Raw genomic sequence first — 20,259 nt, 5'->3', positions numbered from 1 at the left:
GCAATATCGAATTCACTGGGAGTGGAAGGCATCTCTGTCCCGGTAATTCATTGAATGGAAAAGCAGGTAATTGGCACTAAGGAAAGTCCATCGACAATAATTTTTTAACTCGATTATACATTCCCATTAATTGATTTCTGACTGGGATGGTGAATCACGGAGATCATAGCGATATGAAAAAACTATTACACATTGGCTGTTAGCAGATTTCTTTTTTCTGCCTTATAGTGCAACTGGTAACGATACAACAGGCAATGGCTGCGAGTAGTCTTGCTGAGCCCATGTCATTAAGTTCGTTGTTACCCTTGCTGGCCACTGTTTACCGGAGTCCTGAAGCAAAGAACTCATTGCCTGATTTGGATCCACCGCCTCATCAGCCAGTGCCATTTCCAAAAATGTCGGAGACAGTCCAGACTCTTTTGACCCCTTCGTTACTATGGTTGCACCGCAATACCGTGAGATAAAGTCACAGCTCACCGTTCAGGATCCCATTTGGCTAGAGCTTGATGAGGAAGCGTCTTTGGTTCTTACGCCTTCGGAGTTTCCTGCGGTAGCAAAAGTCAGCGATATGGCTGATGAAAACTGGCCGCAGCTTATTGCGGCTGATGAATCTGTTGGCAGTGATACCAGCGGTATTCGAGCTGTGTTCCAATGGGCTGATCAATGGCAGTTGAATGCCTTTTCAGATGACTCACTACTAAGGTTTCTTACCTTTATTCACGGAGCTGCCTTTTGTGTGCAGGATGATAATGGGCAGCTGTCATACGTTATACAGCGCAACGGCAAGCTGTTGTCTGTCAGCAGGTCTGAAGCTTACTTACAGTTCAGTTTGTATAGCCAGAGTTTCCTTGAGTCACTGTATCCGGAGATTTTTGGCCCGTCGCTGCCAGCGGGGGGTGGCTGGCACGAATGGAATCGTTTTGTTCGCAAGCAGCCTTTGCTTCCCGATGAAAGGCCTGAACAGAATGCCAATAATCCTTCTGGTGTTCAAAGACCTTTAAGCCCTGAAGGTGAGAATAATCAAGGATCGACCCGAACTGAAGCTCATGCCATCGATCACTCAGAACAAAGCTCAGAACTGCACAGGGAAAACAGGCTTCCCAGTGTGCAACTGGATCAGGATCATGCCTTATTATATGACCGAATCAGGCAGAAGCCCATTCGGCTCTATGGAGATAATGATAAAAAGGGGACTATTCCAGTGTATAAGGTACATGGAGAAGATACCTACTATCTCAAGATTTCAAAGCTTTTTTATGAATCAATAACTCAGGATGGACGTATAAAGGCAGCAGAGCACAGTGTAAACTTTATCGGCAAGGATCCCAAAAAGCTCCCTGATTTTTTTATAGACTTTCATTTTAATGCACAGTTAAGTAGTTTGAGTTTAAAAATACATGTATTAAACGGAGATATAAAAAAATGTCGTCGTATGGCCCTACCCATCATTTTTAACGAAAAAGGTGAAAGGCTGTTAAATAAATCATTTGTACTAAGAGGCCAATCGTCGTGTAATGAATGTGGTTGTGAGGTTACTGAAAATACGATCACTCATCCCAACCCTTATCCAATATGTTTAAATAGCTTATTTTTTGGCGCGTTATATAACAACGATAGAATTCGTCACAATTTCAATTTTCCTGAATGCATTTACGTTCAGATTAAACTCAACCCGGTTGAGTAATAGAGCATCTATTCTCGGTCAGGCTCCTAGGAATGGTTCTCATTTCCAGCATCTGGCAGAGTTTTTTGAATAACGGATAGTAGGGCGATATGAAAAAAAACTATTACGCATTGACTGTTTGCAGATTTCTTTTTTTCTGCATTACGATGCAACTGGCAATAATACAGCAGGCAATGGCCGCGGGTAGTCTCGCTGATCCCATGTCATTCAGTTCGTTGTTGCCCTTGCTGGCCACTGTTTACCGGGGTACTCCTGAAGCAAAGAACTCATTGCCTGTTTTGGATCCACCGCCCCAGTCAGTGCAAATCCCGGGAAATATCGGAGATAGTCCAGACTCTTTTGACCCCTTCTTTTCCGTGGTTTCACCGCAATACCGTGAGATAAAGTCACAGCTAACCTTTCAGGATTCCATCGGGCTAAAGCTTGACGAGGAAGAGTCTTTGGTTCTTGCGCCTTCGGAGTTTCCTGCGGTAGCAAAAGTCAGCGATATGGCTGATGAAAACTGGCCGCAGCTTATTGCGGCTGAGTCTGTTGATACTGATACCAGCGGTATTCGATCTGTGTTCAGATGGGCTGATCAATGGCGACTGAACGCGTTCCCGGATGACCCGTTATTAAGATTTCTTGCCTTTATTCACGGAGCCGCCTTTTGTGTGCAGGATAATAATGGGCAGTTGTCATACGTTATACAGCGCAACGGCAAGCTGTTATCTGTCAGCAGGTTTGAAGCTTACTTACAGTTCAGTCTGTATAGCCAGAGTTTCCTTGAGTCACTGTATCCGGAAATTTTTGGCCCGTCGCTGCCAGCGGGTGGCGGCTGGCATGAATGGAACCGCTATGTTCGCAAGCAGCCTTTTCATCATCATGAAAAGCGTAAAAAGAAGGCCAAGAACAGTTCCGGTGCTAAAAGGCCTGTAAACTCTAAAAGTGGGAGTAATAAAAGATCGTCACGATCTGAAGCTCATACAATGCATCGTTTAGAACAAAGCTCAGAACACAATTCAGAACAAGCTTGGGAATCCGGCGCAACATCTATGGAAACAGATGGAAGGCAAGAACACATAAACCACCAGAAAGTCGAGGCCATTTACGATTACAAACCGCCAGAAAACGTCGATGAAATGCCGACTGCGTTATACGCAACCGCTTTTCTTGATGGTAGCCAGCAACATTTGTATTGCGTCGCCTGCAAAGGGTTTATTACCGGAGAAGCGAAAGCCTGCAATTCGAAAACTCCTCATAGTGTTTGTATTGGCTGTTTTGAGTCAATGGTTAAAGAAAGAGCGCACAACATCAAAGAGTGTATTACTTGTAGTAGGAAAATGAAGAAGGTTTCATTTAACTATAGAGCCGCTGCCGAGCTCGTCATGTTTCAATGTCCGTCAGGCTGTAATCACCGCTGCCCGCTGGCATTTATGAAAAATCATATCAAAGAGCACCATAGCCAGGATGCGCTTGAAGATCGATTAGAATCCACAAGTCTGGGTGAGGAAGAACAAGCAACTCCCCCGGCATTCCAGACAGTTCAAAGCCGGTTAGAACAGTCGGCCATTGCTCATACTGGCCAGATGAACGAAGGCGCAGCTTGCCATACTCATCACTCGTCCCATGCTTTTTTCAATTTCACAGAACACAGCATCCATTCGGCTTACTCGCAGTGTATCAGAAGCACTGATCAACAAAGTGCCAGATGCCGTTTTTGTAATACCCGTTTATGTTTGAATGAGAGTATGACGGGTGTGCAGGAACATTTAAAAACATGTTCTGGAATTGTTACCTGCCCTAACAAGGGGGATGGCTGTTCTTTTCAAGACAAACCTGCCCTGATACCGCCGCACCTATTAAAATGCCGTCACAAAAAAGGCGAGTGTCGTATATGCCGTCAACAGGTAGCCTTATCGAGAATAACCATGCACAGGAAAAATTGCCTTCCCAGTGTGCAACTGGATCAGGATGATGCCTTGTTTTATGACCTAGCTTGGCAGAAGCCCATTCAGCTCTACGGAGAGCATGATAAAAAGGGGACTATTCCAGTGTATAAGGTACCTAAAGAAGATACCTACTATTGCAAAATTTCAAAGCTTTTTTATGAATCAATAACCCAGGGAGGAAGTATAGGGACAGAAGTTTACGATATAATCTTTATCGGAAATAACTCCGATAAATCCGTTGATTTTCGTATAGCGTTCTTTTTTGATGGCGGATCAGGTGGTTTTAGTTTTTTTATATCTTTACCAGATGAAAATATAAATATATCAGAAGAATGTCGTCGTATGGCTACACCCATCATTTTTAACGGGAAAGGTGAAAAGCTGTTAAATAAATCATTTGTACTAACACTAATAGATGATTTCTCGTGTGATCATTGTGCTAATAAAGCAAGCAAAGGCACGTTAACCCATCCCAATTCCTATCCAGTATGCTTAAATAGCTACCGTCGTAAACAGTTTGCTAGTAAAGATGGAGTTCTTCACAATAACGATTTTCCTGAATGCATTTACGTTCAGATTAAACTCACCCCGGATGACCGGTAGAGCATTTATTCTATGAACAGTTCTCATTTCCAGAATCTGGCAGAGTTTTTAAATAACGGATATCAGGGCGATATGAAAAAAAACTATGACACACAGGCTGTTTGCAGATTTCTTTTTTTCTGCCTTATGCTGCAAATGGTAACGATACAGCAGGCAATGGCCGCAGGTAGTCTCGCTGAGCCCATGTCATTAAGTTCGTTGTTGCCCTTGCTGGCCACTGTTTACCGTGGTACTCCTGAAGCAAAGAACTCATTGCCTGTTTTGGATCGTGAGATAAAATCACAGCTCACCTTTCAGGATTCCATCGGGCTAAAGCTTGATGAGGAAGAGTCGCTGCTTCTTGCGCCTTCGGAGTTTCCTGCGGTAGCAAAAGTCAGCGATATGGCAGATGAACACTGGCCGCAGCTTATTGCGGCTGAATCTGTTGGCAGTGATACCAGCGGTATTCGATCTGTGTTTAAATGGGCTGATCAGTGGCGGCTGAACGCGTTCCCGGATGACCCACTATTAAGATTTCTTGCCTTTATTCACGGAGCTGCCTTTTGTGTGCAGGACAATAATGGGCAGCTGTCATACATTATACAGCGCAACGGCAAGCTGTTATCTGTCAGCAGGTTTGAAGCTTACTTACAGTTCAGTCTGTATAGCCAAAGCTTCCTTGAGTCACTGTATCCAGAGATTTTTGGCCCGTCGCTGCCAGCGGGGGGCGGCTAGCATGAATGGAACCGCTATGTTCGCAAGCAGCCTTTTCATCCCTATAAAAGGTCTGAGAATGCCAATAACAGTTCTGGTGTTCAAAGGCCTTTAAGCCCATACGGGAATAATGAAAGATCGACTCGATCTGAAACTCATGCACATCACTCAGAACCTAATTCAGAACAAGCTCGGGAATCCGGCACGACATCTATGGAGACAGATGGAAGGCAAGAACACATAAACCAGCAGAAAGTTGAGGCTATTTACGATTACAAACCGTCAGAAAACGTCGATGAAATGCCGACTGCGTTATACGCAACCGCTTTTCTTGATGGTAGCCAGCAACATTTGTATTGCGCCGCCTGCACAGGGTTTATTACCGGAGAAGCGAAAGCCTGCAATTCGAATACTCCTCACAGTGTTTGTATTGGCTGTTTTGAGTCAATGGTTAAAGAAAGAGCGCACAACATTTGTATTACTTGTCGCGGGGAAATGCAGAAAGGTTCAATTAACTATAGAGCCGCTGCCGAGCTCATCATGTTTCAATGTCCGTCAGGCTGTAATCACAGCTGCCCGCTGGCATTTATGAAAAATCATATCAAAGAGCACCATAGCCAGGATGCGCTTGGAAATCGATTAGAATCCATAAGTCTGGGTGAGGAAGAACAAGCAACTCCCCCGGGGAGTGTATTATTTTATGGTGTACCTGTAATGCCGGAACACAGGGATAGAATCGAGGGTTTTCTTAGTACTTGCCGCCAGATCAATAATCCCGAAAACCGGCAACTGGCAGAAGCATTTACCCAGGTATTCCAGGCAGTTCAAAGCCGGTCAGAACAGTCGGCCCATGTTCATACTGGCCAGATGAACGAAGGCGCAGCTTGCCATATTCATGACTCGTCGCAGGATTTTTTCAATTTCACAGAACACAACATCCATTCGGCTTACTCGCAGTGTATCAGAAGCACTGGTCAACAAAGTGCCAGATGCCGTTTTTGTAATACCCGTTTATGTTTGAATGAGAGTATGGCGAGTGTGCGGGAACATTTAAATACCTGTTCTGGAACTGTACCCTGCCCTAATAAGGGTGTTGGCTGTTCTTTTCAACAGAAGCCTGCCCTGATACCGGCGCACCTGTTAAAATGCCGTCACAACAAAGGCGAGTGTCGTATATGCCGTCAACAGGTACCCTTATCGAAAATAACAATGCACAGGAAAAACTGCCTTCCCAGTGTGCAACTGGATCAGAATGATGCCTTGTTTTATGACCGAACCAGGCAGCAGCCCATTCAGCTCTACGGAGAGCATGATAAAAAGGGGACTATTCCAGTGTATAAGACACCTGGAGAAGATACCTACTATTGCAAAATTTCAAAGTGTTTTTATGAATCAATAACCCAGGGAGGACGTATATGGGCAGCTAACTACGATATAGGCTTTATCGGAAACAACCCTGATAATTCCGTTGATTTTTGTATAAAGTTCAGTTTTGATGGCGGGCCAGGTAGTTTAGCTTTTTATATATTTTTACCAACTAGTCATACAGGTATATCAGTAAAAGAATGTCGTCGTATGGCTCTACCCATCATTTTTAACGGAAAAGGTGAAAAGCTGATAAATAAATCATTTGTACTAACACGAACAGGTGATTCCTCGTGTGATAATTGTGGTTGTGAGGTTACTGAAGACACGTTCACCCATCCCCATCCCTATCCAGTATGCTTGGAAAGCTACTTTCATATAGGGTTTGGTAGCAGAGATGAACTTCTTCACAATAACGATTTTCCTGAATGCATTTACGTTCAGATTAAACTCACCCCGAATGACCGGTAGAGCATCTATTCTATGAAAAATAGTCTATCATTCCTGACTGCAATAGTGAGTAACGGCTATCAGGGTGATATGAAAAAAAATCATCAAATACAGGCTGTTTGCAGATTTCTTTTTTTCTATCTTACGATGCAAATGGCAATAATACAGCAGGCAGTGGCCGTGGGTAGTCTCGCTGATCCCATGTCATTTGGTTCGTTATTGCCTTTTCTGACCACTGTTTACCGGGGTACGCCAGAAACTAAGAATCCATTGCCTGATTTGGATCTGACGCCCCAATCAGTGCAACCTCCAAAAATTATCCGTGACAATTCAGACGCTTTTGACCCCCTCGCTTCCGTCGTTGCACCGCAATACCATCAGATAAAGTCACAGCTCACCTTTCAGGATTCCATCGGGCTAAAGCTTGATGAGGAAGAATCACTGGTTCTTGCGCCTTCAGAGTTTCCTGCGGTAGCAAAAGTCAGCGATATGGCTGATGAAAACTGGCCGCAGCTTATTGCGGCTGAATCTGTTGGCAGTGATACCAGCGGTATTCGATCTGTGTTTAAATGGGCTGATCAGTGGCGGCTGAACGCGTTCCCGGATGACCCGTTATTAAGATTTCTTGCCTTTATTCACGGAGCCGCCTTTTGTGTGCAGGATAATAATGGGCAGCTGTCATACATTATACAGCGCAACGGCAAGCTGTTATCTGTCAGCAGGTTTGAAGCTTACTTACAGTTCAGTCTGTATAGCCAGAGCTTCCTTGAGTCACTGTATCCGGAGATTTTTGGCCCGTCGCTGCCAGCGGGGGGCGGCTGGCACGAATGGAACCGCTATGTTCGCAAGCAGCCTTTTCATCCCTATAAAAGGTCTGAGAATGCCAATAACAGTTCTGGTTTCCAAAGACCTTTAAGCCAATACGGGAATAATGAAAGTTCGACTCGATCTGAAACTCGTGCACATCACTCAGAACCTGATTCAGAACAAGCTCGGGAATCTGGCACAACATCTACGGAAACAGATGGAAGGCAAGAACACATAAACCAGCAGAAAGTCGAGGCTATTTACGATTATGAACCGCCAGAAAACGCCGATGAAGAACCGACTGCCTTATACGCAATCGCTTTTCTTAATGAGAGCCAGCAATATTTGTATTGTGCCGTCTGCACTCTGCTTATTACCGGAAAAGCGAAAGCCTGCAAATCGAATACTCCTCACAGTGTTTGTATTGGCTGTTTTGAGTCAATAGTTAAAGAAGAAGCGTGGAACATCAAACAGTGCATTACTTGTCGCGGGGAAATGCAGAAAGGTTCAATTAACTATAGAGCCGCTGCCGAGCTCATCATGTTTCAATGTCCGTCAGGCTGTAATCACAGCTGCCCGTTGGCATTTATGAAAAATCATATCAAAGAGCACCATAGCCCGGACACGCCTGACGATCGATTAGAATCCACAAGTCCGGGTGAGGGAGAACAAGCCATTCCCCCGGGGAGTGTATTATTTTATGGTGTCCCTGTAATGCTGGAACACAGAGACAGAATTGAGGGTTTTCTTCAGACTTGCCGCCAGATCAATAATCCCGAACACCAGCAACTGGCAGAAGCATTTACCCAGGTATTCCAGGCATTTCAAAGTCGGTCAGAACAGTTGGCCATTGCTCATACTGGTCAGATAAACGAAGGTGCGGCTTGCCATATTCATGACTCGTCCCATACTTTTTTCAATTCCATAAGACACAGCGTCCATTCGGCTTACTCGCAGTGTATCAGAAGCACTGGTCAACAAAGTGCCAAATGCCGTTTTTGTAATACCCGTTTATGTTTGAATGGAAGCATGATGGGCGTGCGGGAACATTTAAGCGAATGTTCTGGAATTGTACCCTGTCCTAACAGCGGTGATGGCTGTTCTTTTCAACATAATCCTGCCCTGGTGCCGATGCACTTGCTAAAATGCCGTTACAACAAAGTCGAGTGTCGTATATGCCGTCAACAGGTAGCCGTATCGGGAAAAACAATGCACAGGAAAAACTGCCATTCCAGTGTACTACTGGATCAGGATTATGCCTTGTTTGATGACCGAACTGTGCAGAAGCTCATTCAGCTCTACGGAGAGCATGATAAAAAGGGGACTATTCCAGTGTATAAGGTACCTGAAGAAGATACCTACTATTGCAAAATTTCAAAGCATTTTTATGAATCAATAACTCAAGGAGGACGTGAACGGGAAAGGCAGGGCATAGTGTTTATCGGTAACAACCCCGATAATTCCGTTGATTTTATTATAGAATTCTTTTTTGATGGCAGATCAGGCAGTTTAGCTTTAATGATATTTTTACCAACTGAAAAACTACATAAATCAAAAGAATGTCGTCGTATGGCTCTACCCATCATTTTTAACGGAAAAGGTGAAAAGCTGTTAAATAAATCATTTGTACTAACAAAAGATTTCTCGTGTGGTGATTGTGGTTGTAGGGTTACCAAAGACACGTTCACTCATTCCGATCCCTATCCAATATGCTTAGACAACGTCATTCATAAACGGCTTCATAGCAGAGGTGAAGTTCTTCACAATGACGATTTTACTGAATGCATTTACGTTCAGATTAAACTCACCCCGTTTAAGCGGTAGAGCATTTATTCTATGAACGGTTCTCATTTCCAGCATTTGGCAAAGTTTTTGCAATGACGGATATCCTCGTTCCCACGCTCTGCATGGGAATGCATACCTCACCTAACAAGCTAGTACACGCTTTCAATCTAATTGACGGGTTCCCGGTTCCCAGTTCCCCCTATTAATGGCACCCAAGCTCCGCTCAGGATGAACGGGGTTTGGTTGCTCAAGATGACATAAAGTCACTGCACTAAAGATAAATAGTCTATCATTCCTGACTTCAATAATGAGTAGCGGCTATCAGGGTGATATGAAAAAAAAATATTACGCACTGGCTGTTTGCAGATTTCTTTTTTTATATCTTACGATGCAAATGGCAATCATACAGCAGGCAGTGGCCGTGGGTAGTCTCGCTGATCCCATGTCATTCAGTTCGTTGTTGCCTTTTCTGGTCACTGTTTACCGGGGTACGCCTGGAGCTAAGAATCCATTGCCTGATTTCGATCCGATGCCCCAGCCAGTGCAACCTTCACAAATTATCGGTGACCGTTCAGACGCTTTTGCCCCCCTCGATTCCGTCGTTGCACCGCAGTACCGTGAGATAAGGTCACAGCTCACCTTTCAGGATGCCATCGGGCTAAAGCTTGATGAGGAAGAGTCGCTGCTTCTTGCGCCTTCGGAGTTTCCTGCGGTAGCAAAAGTCAGCGATATGGCAGATGAACACTGGCCGCAGCTTATTGCGGCTGAGTCTGTTGACAGTGATACCGGCGGTATCCGATCTGTGTTCAGATGGGCTGATCAGTGGCGGCTGAACGCGTTCCCGGATGACCCGTTATTAAGATTTCTTGCCTTTATTCACGGAGCCGCCTTTTGTGTGCAGGACAATAATGGGCAGCTGTCATATATCATCCAGCGCAATGGCAAGCTGTTATCCGTCAGCAGGTTTGAAGCTTACTTACAGTTCAGTCTGTATAGCCAAAGCTTCCTTGAGTCACTGTATCCGGAGATTTTTGGCCCGTCGCTGCCAGCGGGGGGCGGCTGGCACGAATGGAATCGCTTTGTTCGCAAGCAGCCTTATCCTTATAAAAAACAACATTCCAAAAAACGCTACGGTGCTCAAAGGCTTGTGAACCCCAAACGCGTGAATCGTGAACGAAATAAAAGATCGACTCGATCTGAAGCGCATTACTCAGCACGTAATTCAGAACAAGCTCGGGCACCCGGAACAACATCTACCGAAAGGGATGGAAAGCAAGAACCCATAAACCAGCAGAAAGTTGAGGTTATTTACGATTATAAGCCGCCGGAAAACGGTGATGTAACTGGCATTTCGTTATATGCGATCGCTTTGCTTAATAGCAGCCAGCAGTATCTGTATTGCCCTGTTTGTACGGGACTCATTACTGAAGGAGCGAAAGCCTGCAAATCGAGTCCTCCTCACAGTGTCTGTTATGGCTGTTTTAACTCAATGGTGAAATCAGGAGTGGACAACATTGAAATGTGCGTTACTTGTCGTGGGAAAATGTGTCGCGGTTCATTCAACTACAAAGATGCTGCCGAGGCCGTCATGTTTCAATGTCCGTTGGGGTGTAACCACAGTTGTCCGCTGGCATTTATAAAGAACCATATCAAAGAGCACCATAGTCAGCTTGCTTCCGAAGATCGATCAGAAAGCTTGGGCCTGAATGAGCAAGAACAAGCGATTCCCCCTGGGCATGTATTATTTTATGGTGCGCCTCTAATGTCAGAGCACAGAGACAGAATCGAGCAGTTTCTGCAAACTTGCCGCCAGATCAATGATCCCAAACACTTGCAACTGGCAGAGGCATTTACCCAGGCATTCGAGGGACTTCAAAGCAGGTGTGAACAGCAGAGCGCAGCTCATAATGCATCGTATGTTTTTTTCGATTTCAGAGAGAGCCGCCTTGATATAGCCTACTTGCAGTGTATCAGAAGTACTGACCGACAAAGCGCCGAATGCCGTTTTTGTCATACCTGTTTACCGTTGAATCAAGGCGTGATTGGCGTGCGGGAACACCTGAACGAATGCTCTGGAGTCGTTTCCTGCCCTAATAGCCGTGATGGCTGTTCTTTTCAACAATGGCCAGCCTTGATGCCGCAGCACCTGTTAAACTGTCCTTACAACAGAGTCAAGTGTCGTATATGTCATCAACAGGTAGCCTTACCGAGGATAAAGATGCACAGGGAAAACTGCCTTTCCAGTGTGCAGTTGGATCAGGATGATGCCATATTTTATGAGCGAACCGAGCAGAAACCCATTCAGCTCTACGGTGAGCAGGATAGCAAGGGGACTATTCCAGTGTATAAGGTACCTGGAGGAAATACCTACTATTTCAAAATTTCAAAGTTATTTTATGAATCAATAACTCAGGGAGGATGTTTAAGGGCAGATCACACTATAGAGATTGTTGGTAATAACCCCAATAATTTCGTTGATTTTTCTGTGCAATTCGATTTTGATGCCGCATCAGGTAGTTTTGGTTTTATAATAGTTTCAGCAGATCAATATAAACTTGGATATCCAGAAAGAGAAAAGCATCGTCGTATGGCGCTGCCCATCGTTTTTAACGAAAAAGGTGGAAAGCTTTTAAACAAATCGTTTTTACTAAAAGGCCGTTCCTCATGTGATGATTGTGGTTGTAAGGTTACCGAAGATACGTTCACCCATCCCGATCCATACCCAGTATGTATGGACAGTTTATTGAATAATCAGTTTACTGGCGACGATGGAATTCGTCATAACGATGATTTTCCTGAATGTGTGTACGTTCAGATTAAACTTACCCCGGTTGCAGGGCTTACGCATGAAGATAATCATTCTCATTAAATAACCGATTTACCCTCGTTCCCACGCTCTGCGTGGGAATGCATACCTCACCTAACAAACTAGTACGTCACTTCATTGAGTTTGATGTGAACAATCCACGTTCATCCTGAACGGGGTTTGATTGCTCAAGATGACATAAAGTCATTGCACTCAAGAAAAATAGTCTATCATTCCTGACTGCAATAATGATTAGCGGCTATCAGGGCGATATGAAAAAAAACTATTACGCATTGGCTGTTTGCAGATTTCTTTTTTTCTGCATTATGATGCAACTGGCAACGATACAGCAGGCAATGGCCGCGGGTAGTCTCGCTGACCCTATGTCATTAAGTTCGTTGTTACCCTTGCTGGCCACTGTTTACCGTGGTACTCCTGAAGCAAAGAACTCATTGCCTGATTTGGATCGTGAGATAAAATCACAGCTCACCGTTCAGGATTCCATCGGGCTAAAGCTTGATGAGGAAGAGTCGCTGGTTCTTGCGCCTTCAGAGTTTCCTGCGGTAGCAAAAGTCAGCGATATGGCTGATGAAAACTGGCCGCAGCTTATTGCGGCTGAGTCTGTTGGCAGTGATACCGGCGGTATTCGATCTGTGTTCAAATGGGCTGATCAATGGCGGCTGAACGCGTTCCCGGATGACCCGTTATTAAGATTTCTTGCCTTTATTCACGGGGCTGCCTTTTGTGTGCAGGACAATAATGGGCAGCTGTCATACATTGTACAGCGCAACGGCAAGCTGTTATCTGTCAGCAGGTTTGAAGCTTACTTACAGTTCAGTCTGTATAGCCAGAGCTTCCTTGAGTCACTGTATCCGGAAATTTTTGGCCCGTCGCTGCCAGCGGGGGGCGGCTGGCACGAATGGAACCGTTTTGTTCGCAAGCAGCCTTTTCATCCTTATGAAAGGCCTGAAAAAAAGGCCGATAAACATTCTGTTCAAAGGCCTTTAAGCCCAGACGGGAATAATAAAGGATCGACTCGATCTGAAACTCGTACACATCACTCAGAACCTAATTCAGAACAAGTTCGGGAACCCGGCACAACATCTACGGAAAGAGATGAAAGGCAAGAACACATAAATCATCAGAAAGTTGAGGTTATTTACGATTACAAGCCGCCAGAAAACGGCGATGAAACCGGCATTCCGTTATATGCGATCGCTTTTCTTAATAAAAGTCAGCAGCATCTGTATTGCTCCGTTTGCGCGGAACTCATTACCAAAAAAGCGAAAGCCTGCAAATCGAGTCCTCCTCACAGTGTCTGTTCAGGCTGTTTTAACTCAATGGTGAAATCAGGACTGGACAACATTGAAATGTGCGCTACTTGTCGTGGGGAGATGTGTGGCGGTTTATTCAACTACAAAGATGCTGCCGAGACCGTCATGTTTCAATGTCCGTTGGGGTGTAAGGACAGTTGCCCGCTGGCATTTATAAAGAGCCATATCAAAGAGCACCATAGTCAGGTTGCCTCCGAAGATCAATCAGAAACCTTGAGCCTGAATAAGCAGGAACAAGCGACTCCCCCAGGGCATGTATTATTTTATGGTGTGCCTCTAATGTCAGAGCACAGGGACAGAATCGAGCAGTTTCTGCAAACGTGCCGTCAGATCAATGATCCCAAACACTTGCAGCTGGCAGAGGCATTTACCCAGGCATTCGAGGGACTTCAAAGCAAGCGTGAACAGCAGAGCGCAGCTCATCATGCATCGTATGAATTTTTCGATTCCAGAGAGAGCCGCCTTGATTTGGCCTATTTGCAGTGTATCAGAAGTACTGGCCTACAAAGCGCCGAATGCCGTTTTTGTCATACCTGTTTACCGTTGAATCAGGGCGTGATAGGCGTACGGGAACACCTGAACGAATGCTCTGGAGTCGTTTCCTGCCCTAATAGCCGTGATGGTTGTTCTTTTCAACAACGGCCTGCCCTGATGCCGCAGCACCTGTTAAGATGCCCTTACAACAGAGTCAAGTGTCGTATATGTCATCAACAGGTAGCCATACCGAAAATAAAGATGCACAGGGAAAACTGCCTTTCCAGTGTGCAGTTGGATCAGGATGATGCCTTATTTTATGAGCGAACTGAGCAGGAACCCATTCAGCTCTACGGTGAGCACGATAGCAAGGGGACTATTCCAGTGTATAAGATACCTGAAGAAAATACCTACTATTTCAAAATTTCAAAGTTATTTTATGAATCAATAACTCAGGTAGGATGTATAAGGGCAGACCACACTATAGAGATTGTCGGTAATAACCCCGATAATTTTGTTGATTTTCTTGTGCGTTTCGATTTTGATGAACCAACAGGTAGTTTTGGTTTTCAAATAAAATCAGCAGATAACTATATGCTTGGATATCCAGAAAGAGAAAAGGATCGTCGTATGGCGTTGCCCATCGTTTTTAACGAAAAAGGTAGAAAGCTTTTAAACAAATCGTTTTTACTAAAAGGCCGTTCCTCATGTGATGATTGTGGTTGCAAGATTACCGAAGATACGTTCACTCATCCCGATCCATATCCAGTGTGTATGGATAGTTTGATGTATACACGGTTTACTAGCGGTGATGGAATTCGTCACAACGGTGATTTTCCTGAATGTGTGTACGTTCAGATTAAAGTTACGCCGGTTGCAGGGCTTACGCATGAAGATAATCATTCTCATTAAATAACCGATTTACCCTCGTTCCCACGCTCTGCGTGGGAATGCATACATCACCCATCAATTACATTGAAACCGTGTGCCAGTACGTCACTTCAGAGAGTTTGATGTGAACAATCTACGTTCATCCTGAACGGGGTTTGGTTGCTCAAGATGACATAAAGTCATTGCACTCAAGAAAAATAGTCTATCATTCCTGACTGCAATAATGAGTAGCGGCTATCAGGGTGATATGAAAAAAAATTATCAAACACAGGCTGTTTGCAGATTCCTTTTTTTCTGCATTATGATGCAAATGGTAACGATACAGCAGGCAATGGCCGCAGATAGTCTCGCTGACCCCATGTCATTAAGTTCGTTGTTTCCCTTGCTGGCCACTGTTTACCGTGGTACTCCTGAAGCAAAGAACTCATTGCCTGTTTTGGATCCACCGCCCCAGTCAGTGCAAATCCCAGGAAATATCGGAGATAGTCCAGACTCTTTTGACCCCTTCTTTTCTGTGGTTTCACTGCAATACCGTCAGATAAAGTCACAGCTCACCTTTCAGGATTCCATCGGGCTAAAACTTGATGAGGAAGAATCACTGGTTCTTGCGCCTTCAGAGTTTCCTGCAGTAGCAAAAGTCAGCAATATGGCAGATGAAAACTGGCCGCAGCTTATTGCGGCTGAGTCTGTTGGCAGTGATACCAGCGGTATTCGATCTGTGTTCAAATGGGCTGATCAGTGGCGGCTGAACGCGTTCCCGGATGACCCGTTATTAAGATTTCTTGCCTTTATTCACGGGGCTGCCTTTTGTGTGCAGGACAATAGTGGGCAACTGTCATACATTATACAGCGCAACGGCAAGCTGTTATCTGTCAGCAGGTTTGAAGCTTACTTACAGTTCAGTCTGTATAGCCAGAGCTTCCTTGAGTCACTGTATCCGGAGATTTTTGGTCCGTCGCTGCCAGCGGGGGGCGGCTGGCACGAATGGAACCGCTATGTTCGCAAGCAGCCTTTTCATCCCTATAAAAAGTCTAAGAAAACCAATAACAGTTCTGGTGCTCAAAGGCCTTTAAGCCCATACGGGAATAATGAAAGTTCGACTCGATCTGAAACTCGTGCAACGCATCGCTCAGAACGCAATTCAGAACAAGCCCAGGCACCCGGCACAACATCTACCGAAAGGGATGGAAGGCAAGAACACATAAACCAGCAGAAAGTCGAGGCCATTTACGATTATAAAACGCCAGAAAACGACCATGAAAAAGCCACTGCGCTATATGCGACCGCTTTTCTTGATGAAAGCCAGCAACATCTGCATTGCCCCGTCTGCGACGGATTCATTACCGGAGAAGCGAAAGCCTGCAATTCCAGTCGTCCTCACAGTGTCTGTATTGGCTGTTTTAATTCAATGAAGAAAGCCAAAGTGCCCAATATTGAACAATGCGTCACCTGTCGTGGAAAGGTGTGTGGCGGTTCATTCAACTACAAAGATGCCGCTGCGGCCATCCTGTTTCAATGTCCGTTAGGGTGTAACCACCGCTGCCCGCTGGCATTCATGAAGAACCATATTAAAGAGCACTATAGTGACAATACCCTTGAAGGTCGATCAGAAGCCGTGAGCCAGGGCGAGGGAGAACAGGGAATTCCCCCGGGCAGTGTATTATTTTATGGTGTGCCGATAACGCCAGAAGATAAAGAGAGAGTCGAGCAATTTCTTCTTACTTGCCGTCAGATCAACGACCCCGAACACCTGCAACTGGCAGAGACATTTACCCGGCTTTTAGAGTCAGCTCAGAACAGGTGCCAACAGTTGGCCAGCGGTCATTCTGGACAGCAGAGCACAGGCGCAGCTTGTCATAGTCATAACTCGTCGAATGATTTTTTCAATTTTGGAGGAAGCAGCCTTGATTCGGCTTACTTGCAATGTCTCAGAAACGTGGGACAACGAGGTGGCACATGCCGTTTTTGTAATAGCGAATTATGGTTCAATCAAGGAGTGACGTCTATACAGGAACATTTAAACCAGTGCTATGGACCCGTTTACTGTCCTAATGTCGATAATGGCTGCACTTTTCGACATCGGCCCGCCATAATGCCGATGCACTTGTTAAAATGCCGTTACAACAAAGCCAAATGCCAGATATGCCTCCAACAGGTAGCTTCAGAGGCAATGAATATGCACAGGGAAAGATGCCTGTCCAGTGTGCAACTGGGTCAGGGTGACGCCTTTTTTTATGACCGAACTGAGCAGACGCCCATTCAGATCATCGGAGAGCTAAATAGAGATGGGACCGTTCTGGTGTATAAGGTACCTGAAGAAGATACCTACTATTGCAAAATTTCAAGGCTTTTTTATGAATCAATCACTAACTTCGGAATTAAATCTGGATTTAAAAGGGGAAGGCACCGCATAAAGTTTATTGGCAATGATCCTAATGACTCTGGTGGTTTTTCTATAGAGTTCCAATTTGATGAGGGAGAAAGTAGTTTGTCTTTCCGTATTTTTTCTGAAGAAAACCATCGTCGTATGGCGCTACCCGTAATTTTTAACGAAGAAGGTAAAAAACTGGTAGAAGAGACATTCGTACTAAGGGGTCATTCCTCATGTGATGTCTGTGGTTACAGGGTTGATAAGGATACGATGACTCACCCCGATCCGTATCCAATATGTTTGAGTAGCCTGACTTCTAACCTGCTATATAGCAATGATCAACGTGATCACAATAGTTTTTTTCCTTCATGTATTTACGTTCAGATAAAACTCACCCCGGTTGAGCGATAGAGCATCTATTCTATTAACGGTACTCATTTCAAGCATCTGGCAGAGTTTTTGGAATGATGGATATCGGGGCGATATGAAAAACTATCACGCATTGGCTGTCTGCAGATTTCTTTTTTTCTGCCTTATGATGCAACTGGCAACGATACAGCAGGCAGTGGCTCTGGAAAGTCTCGCTGAACCCATTTCACTGAGTTCGTTGTTGCCCTTGCTGGCCACTGTTTACCGGGGTGCGCCAAAAGCAACGCTCCCATTGCCTGATTTGGATCCACCCCTCATTTCCGACGTCGCACCGCAATACCGTCAGATAAAATCACAGCTCACCTTTCAGGATTCCATCGGGCTAAAGCTTGATGAGGAAGAGTCTTTGGTTCTTGCGCCTTCGGAGTTTCCTGCGGTAGCAAAAGTCAGCGATATGGCCGATGAAAACTGGCCGCAGCTTATTGCGGCTGAGTCTGTTGACAGTGATACCGGCGGTATTCGATCTGTATTCCGATGGGCTGATCAGTGGCGGCTGAACGCGTTCCCGGATGATCCGTTATTAAGATTTCTCGCCTTTATTCACGGAGCTGCCTTTTGTGTACAGGATAATAATGGGCAGCTGTCATATATCATCCTGCGCAACGGCAAGCTGTTATCTGTCAGCAGGTTTGCAGCTTACTTACAGTTCAGTCTGTATAGCCAGAGCTTCCTTGAGTCACTGTATCCGGAGATTTTTGGCCCGTCGCTGCCAGCGGGCGGTGGCTGGCACGAATGGAACCGTTTTGTTCGCAAGCAGCCTTTTCATCCTTATGAAAGGCTTGAACATAATCCCGATAAACATTCTGGTGCTCAAAGGCCTGTAAACCCTGAAGGTGTAAAGAATCCACAAAATAAACAATCGACTCGATCTGAAACTTATGCAACGCATCATTCAGAAGGCAATTCAGAACAAGCACGGAAACCCAGCACAGCATCTACCAAAGGGGGTGGAAAGCAAGAACACGTAAACCTGCAGAAAGTTGAGGGCATTTACGATTATAGAACGCCAGAAAACGACTATGAAAGACCCATTCCGCTGTATGCGATCGCTTTTCTTAATAAAGACCAGCAACATCTGTATTGCTCCGTTTGCGAGGAGTTCATTACCGGAGAAGCGAAAGCCTGCCATTCCAGTCCTCCTCACAGTGTCTGTATCGACTGTTTTAATGCAATGACTAAAGCAGGTTTGAGGAACATTGGGAAATGCGTCACCTGTAGTTTAGAAATGTATGGTGGTTCATTCAACTACGAAGAGGCTGCCGCGGTCATCATGTTTCAATGTCCGTTAGGGTGTAACCACAGCTGCCCGCTGGCAATGATGAAGAATCATATCAAAGAGCACTACAGTGACAGTCCCCTTGAAGATCGGTCAGCACCCGCGAGCCTGAGTGAGAAAGAACAGGCCATTTCTCGGGAGAGTGTATTATTTTATGGTGTGCCGGTAATGCCAGAAGATAAAGACAAAATTGAGCAGTTTCTTCTCAATTGCCGTCAGATCAACGATCCCGAACACCTGCAACTGGCAGAGGCATTTACCCGGGTATTCGAGGCCGCTCAGAACAGATGCCAACAGCTGGCCGACGGTCATTCTGGACAACAGAGCACAGGCGAAGCTTCTCATATTCATCACCAGTCGTATGCTTTTTTCAATTCCGGAGGAAACACCCTTGATTCAGCTTACTTGCAATGCATCAGAAGCACGAGTCGACACAGCGCCACATGCCGTTTTTGTAATACTCGTTTATCGTTGAAACAAGATGTGGTGATGGGAATACGTGAGCATTTAAAAAACTGCTGGGGAATTGTTCCCTGCCCTAATGCTGCTGATGGCTGCACCTTTGAACATCAGCCTGCCATAGTACCGATGCACTTGAGAAAATGCCGTTACAACAAAGTCAAGTGTCGTATCTGCTACCAACAGGTCGCTCTATCAAGAATGAGGGTGCACAGGGAGATCTGCCTTCCCAGTGTGCGACTGAATCAGGATGATGCCTTATTTTATGACCGAACTGAGCAGTCCCCCGTTGAGCTCTACACGGGTGAAGGCAGGGAGGGGATTATTCCAGTGTTTAAGAAATCAGGGGAAGATACCTACTATTGCAGAATTTCGAAGATATTTTATGAATCAGTCACTAGAATAGGGTATCGACGCGAAACCCACTGTGTAAAGTTTATCGGCGATGATCTTTATAACTCTGATGGTTTTTCTATAGAGTTCAATTTTGATCTCGGAGGAAGCAGTTTTTCTTTCCGTATTTTATCTAAATTAGAACATCGTCGTATGGCGATACCCATAATTTTTAACGAAAAAGGTGAAGAGCTGGTAGAAAAATCATTCGTACTGAGAGGCAGTTCATCATGTGATGTCTGTGGTTACAAGTTTAAAAGGTCTATGATGACTCATCCCGATCCGTATCCAATATGCCTGCGTAACCTGATTGGTGGGCTGCTGTATAGCGAGGACAATGTTAAATACAACAACAATTTTCCTGAATGTATTTACGTTCAGATAAAACTCACCCCGGCTGGCAGGACAAAAGATAACTAGTGCACCCAAGCTCTGATATCCGTACACCCCCTCGTTCCCACACTCCGCGGGGAATGCATACCTCACCCATCAATTAAATTGAAAGCGT

At 45.1% G+C, this 20,259-nt stretch carries 9 protein-coding genes; all 9 read left to right on the top strand.

From position 1 onward, the window contains the following. Positions 1–436: 436 nt before the first annotated feature. The 9 genes from K7B67_RS14405 to K7B67_RS14365 all read left to right on the top strand — a co-directional run bounded on the left by K7B67_RS14405 (position 437) and on the right by K7B67_RS14365 (position 20,171). On the top strand, positions 437–1,684 hold the full coding sequence (locus tag K7B67_RS14405) for a hypothetical protein (RefSeq protein WP_252176587.1): 1,248 nt from the start codon (positions 437–439) through the stop codon (positions 1,682–1,684). A gap of 89 nt (positions 1,685–1,773) precedes the next feature. Further along, the gene (locus K7B67_RS14400; protein WP_252176586.1) at positions 1,774–4,218 is read left to right on the top strand and encodes a hypothetical protein; all 2,445 of its coding nucleotides are present in this window, start codon (positions 1,774–1,776) and stop codon (positions 4,216–4,218) included. A 12-nt stretch (positions 4,219–4,230) separates the two neighbouring features. Then, on the top strand, positions 4,231–4,932 hold the full coding sequence (locus K7B67_RS14395) for a hypothetical protein (protein ID WP_252176585.1): 702 nt from the start codon (positions 4,231–4,233) through the stop codon (positions 4,930–4,932). Positions 4,933–5,124: 192 nt separating this feature from the next. Beyond that, positions 5,125–6,747, top strand: coding sequence for a hypothetical protein (locus K7B67_RS14390; RefSeq protein ID WP_252176584.1), 1,623 nt, complete (start codon positions 5,125–5,127; stop codon positions 6,745–6,747). Positions 6,748–6,759: 12 nt separating this feature from the next. Then, positions 6,760–9,357 carry a hypothetical protein gene (locus tag K7B67_RS14385; protein WP_252176583.1) on the top strand — a complete coding sequence of 866 codons (2,598 nt, stop codon included), beginning with the start codon at positions 6,760–6,762 and terminating at the stop codon, positions 9,355–9,357. Between the two features lie 292 nt (positions 9,358–9,649). Further along, entirely contained in the window at positions 9,650–12,187 is a 2,538-nt protein-coding gene (locus K7B67_RS14380; protein WP_252176582.1) for a hypothetical protein, read from the top strand. A gap of 209 nt (positions 12,188–12,396) precedes the next feature. After that, on the top strand, positions 12,397–14,844 hold the full coding sequence (locus tag K7B67_RS14375) for a hypothetical protein (protein WP_252176581.1): 2,448 nt from the start codon (positions 12,397–12,399) through the stop codon (positions 14,842–14,844). A gap of 226 nt (positions 14,845–15,070) precedes the next feature. Next, positions 15,071–17,605 (top strand): hypothetical protein, encoded by a 2,535-nt coding sequence (locus K7B67_RS14370; RefSeq protein ID WP_252176580.1) that lies wholly within the window; start codon positions 15,071–15,073, stop codon positions 17,603–17,605. A gap of 73 nt (positions 17,606–17,678) precedes the next feature. Then, positions 17,679–20,171 carry a hypothetical protein gene (locus K7B67_RS14365; protein ID WP_252176579.1) on the top strand — a complete coding sequence of 831 codons (2,493 nt, stop codon included), beginning with the start codon at positions 17,679–17,681 and terminating at the stop codon, positions 20,169–20,171. Positions 20,172–20,259: the final 88 nt, after the last annotated feature.

This window comes from Endozoicomonas sp. 4G, assembly GCF_023822025.1.
In the GTDB taxonomy this organism is placed as follows: Bacteria; Pseudomonadota; Gammaproteobacteria; order Pseudomonadales; family Endozoicomonadaceae; genus Endozoicomonas_A.
Note: the sequence above shows the minus strand (reverse complement) of the source record. Positions and strands in the feature narration are given on the sequence as shown.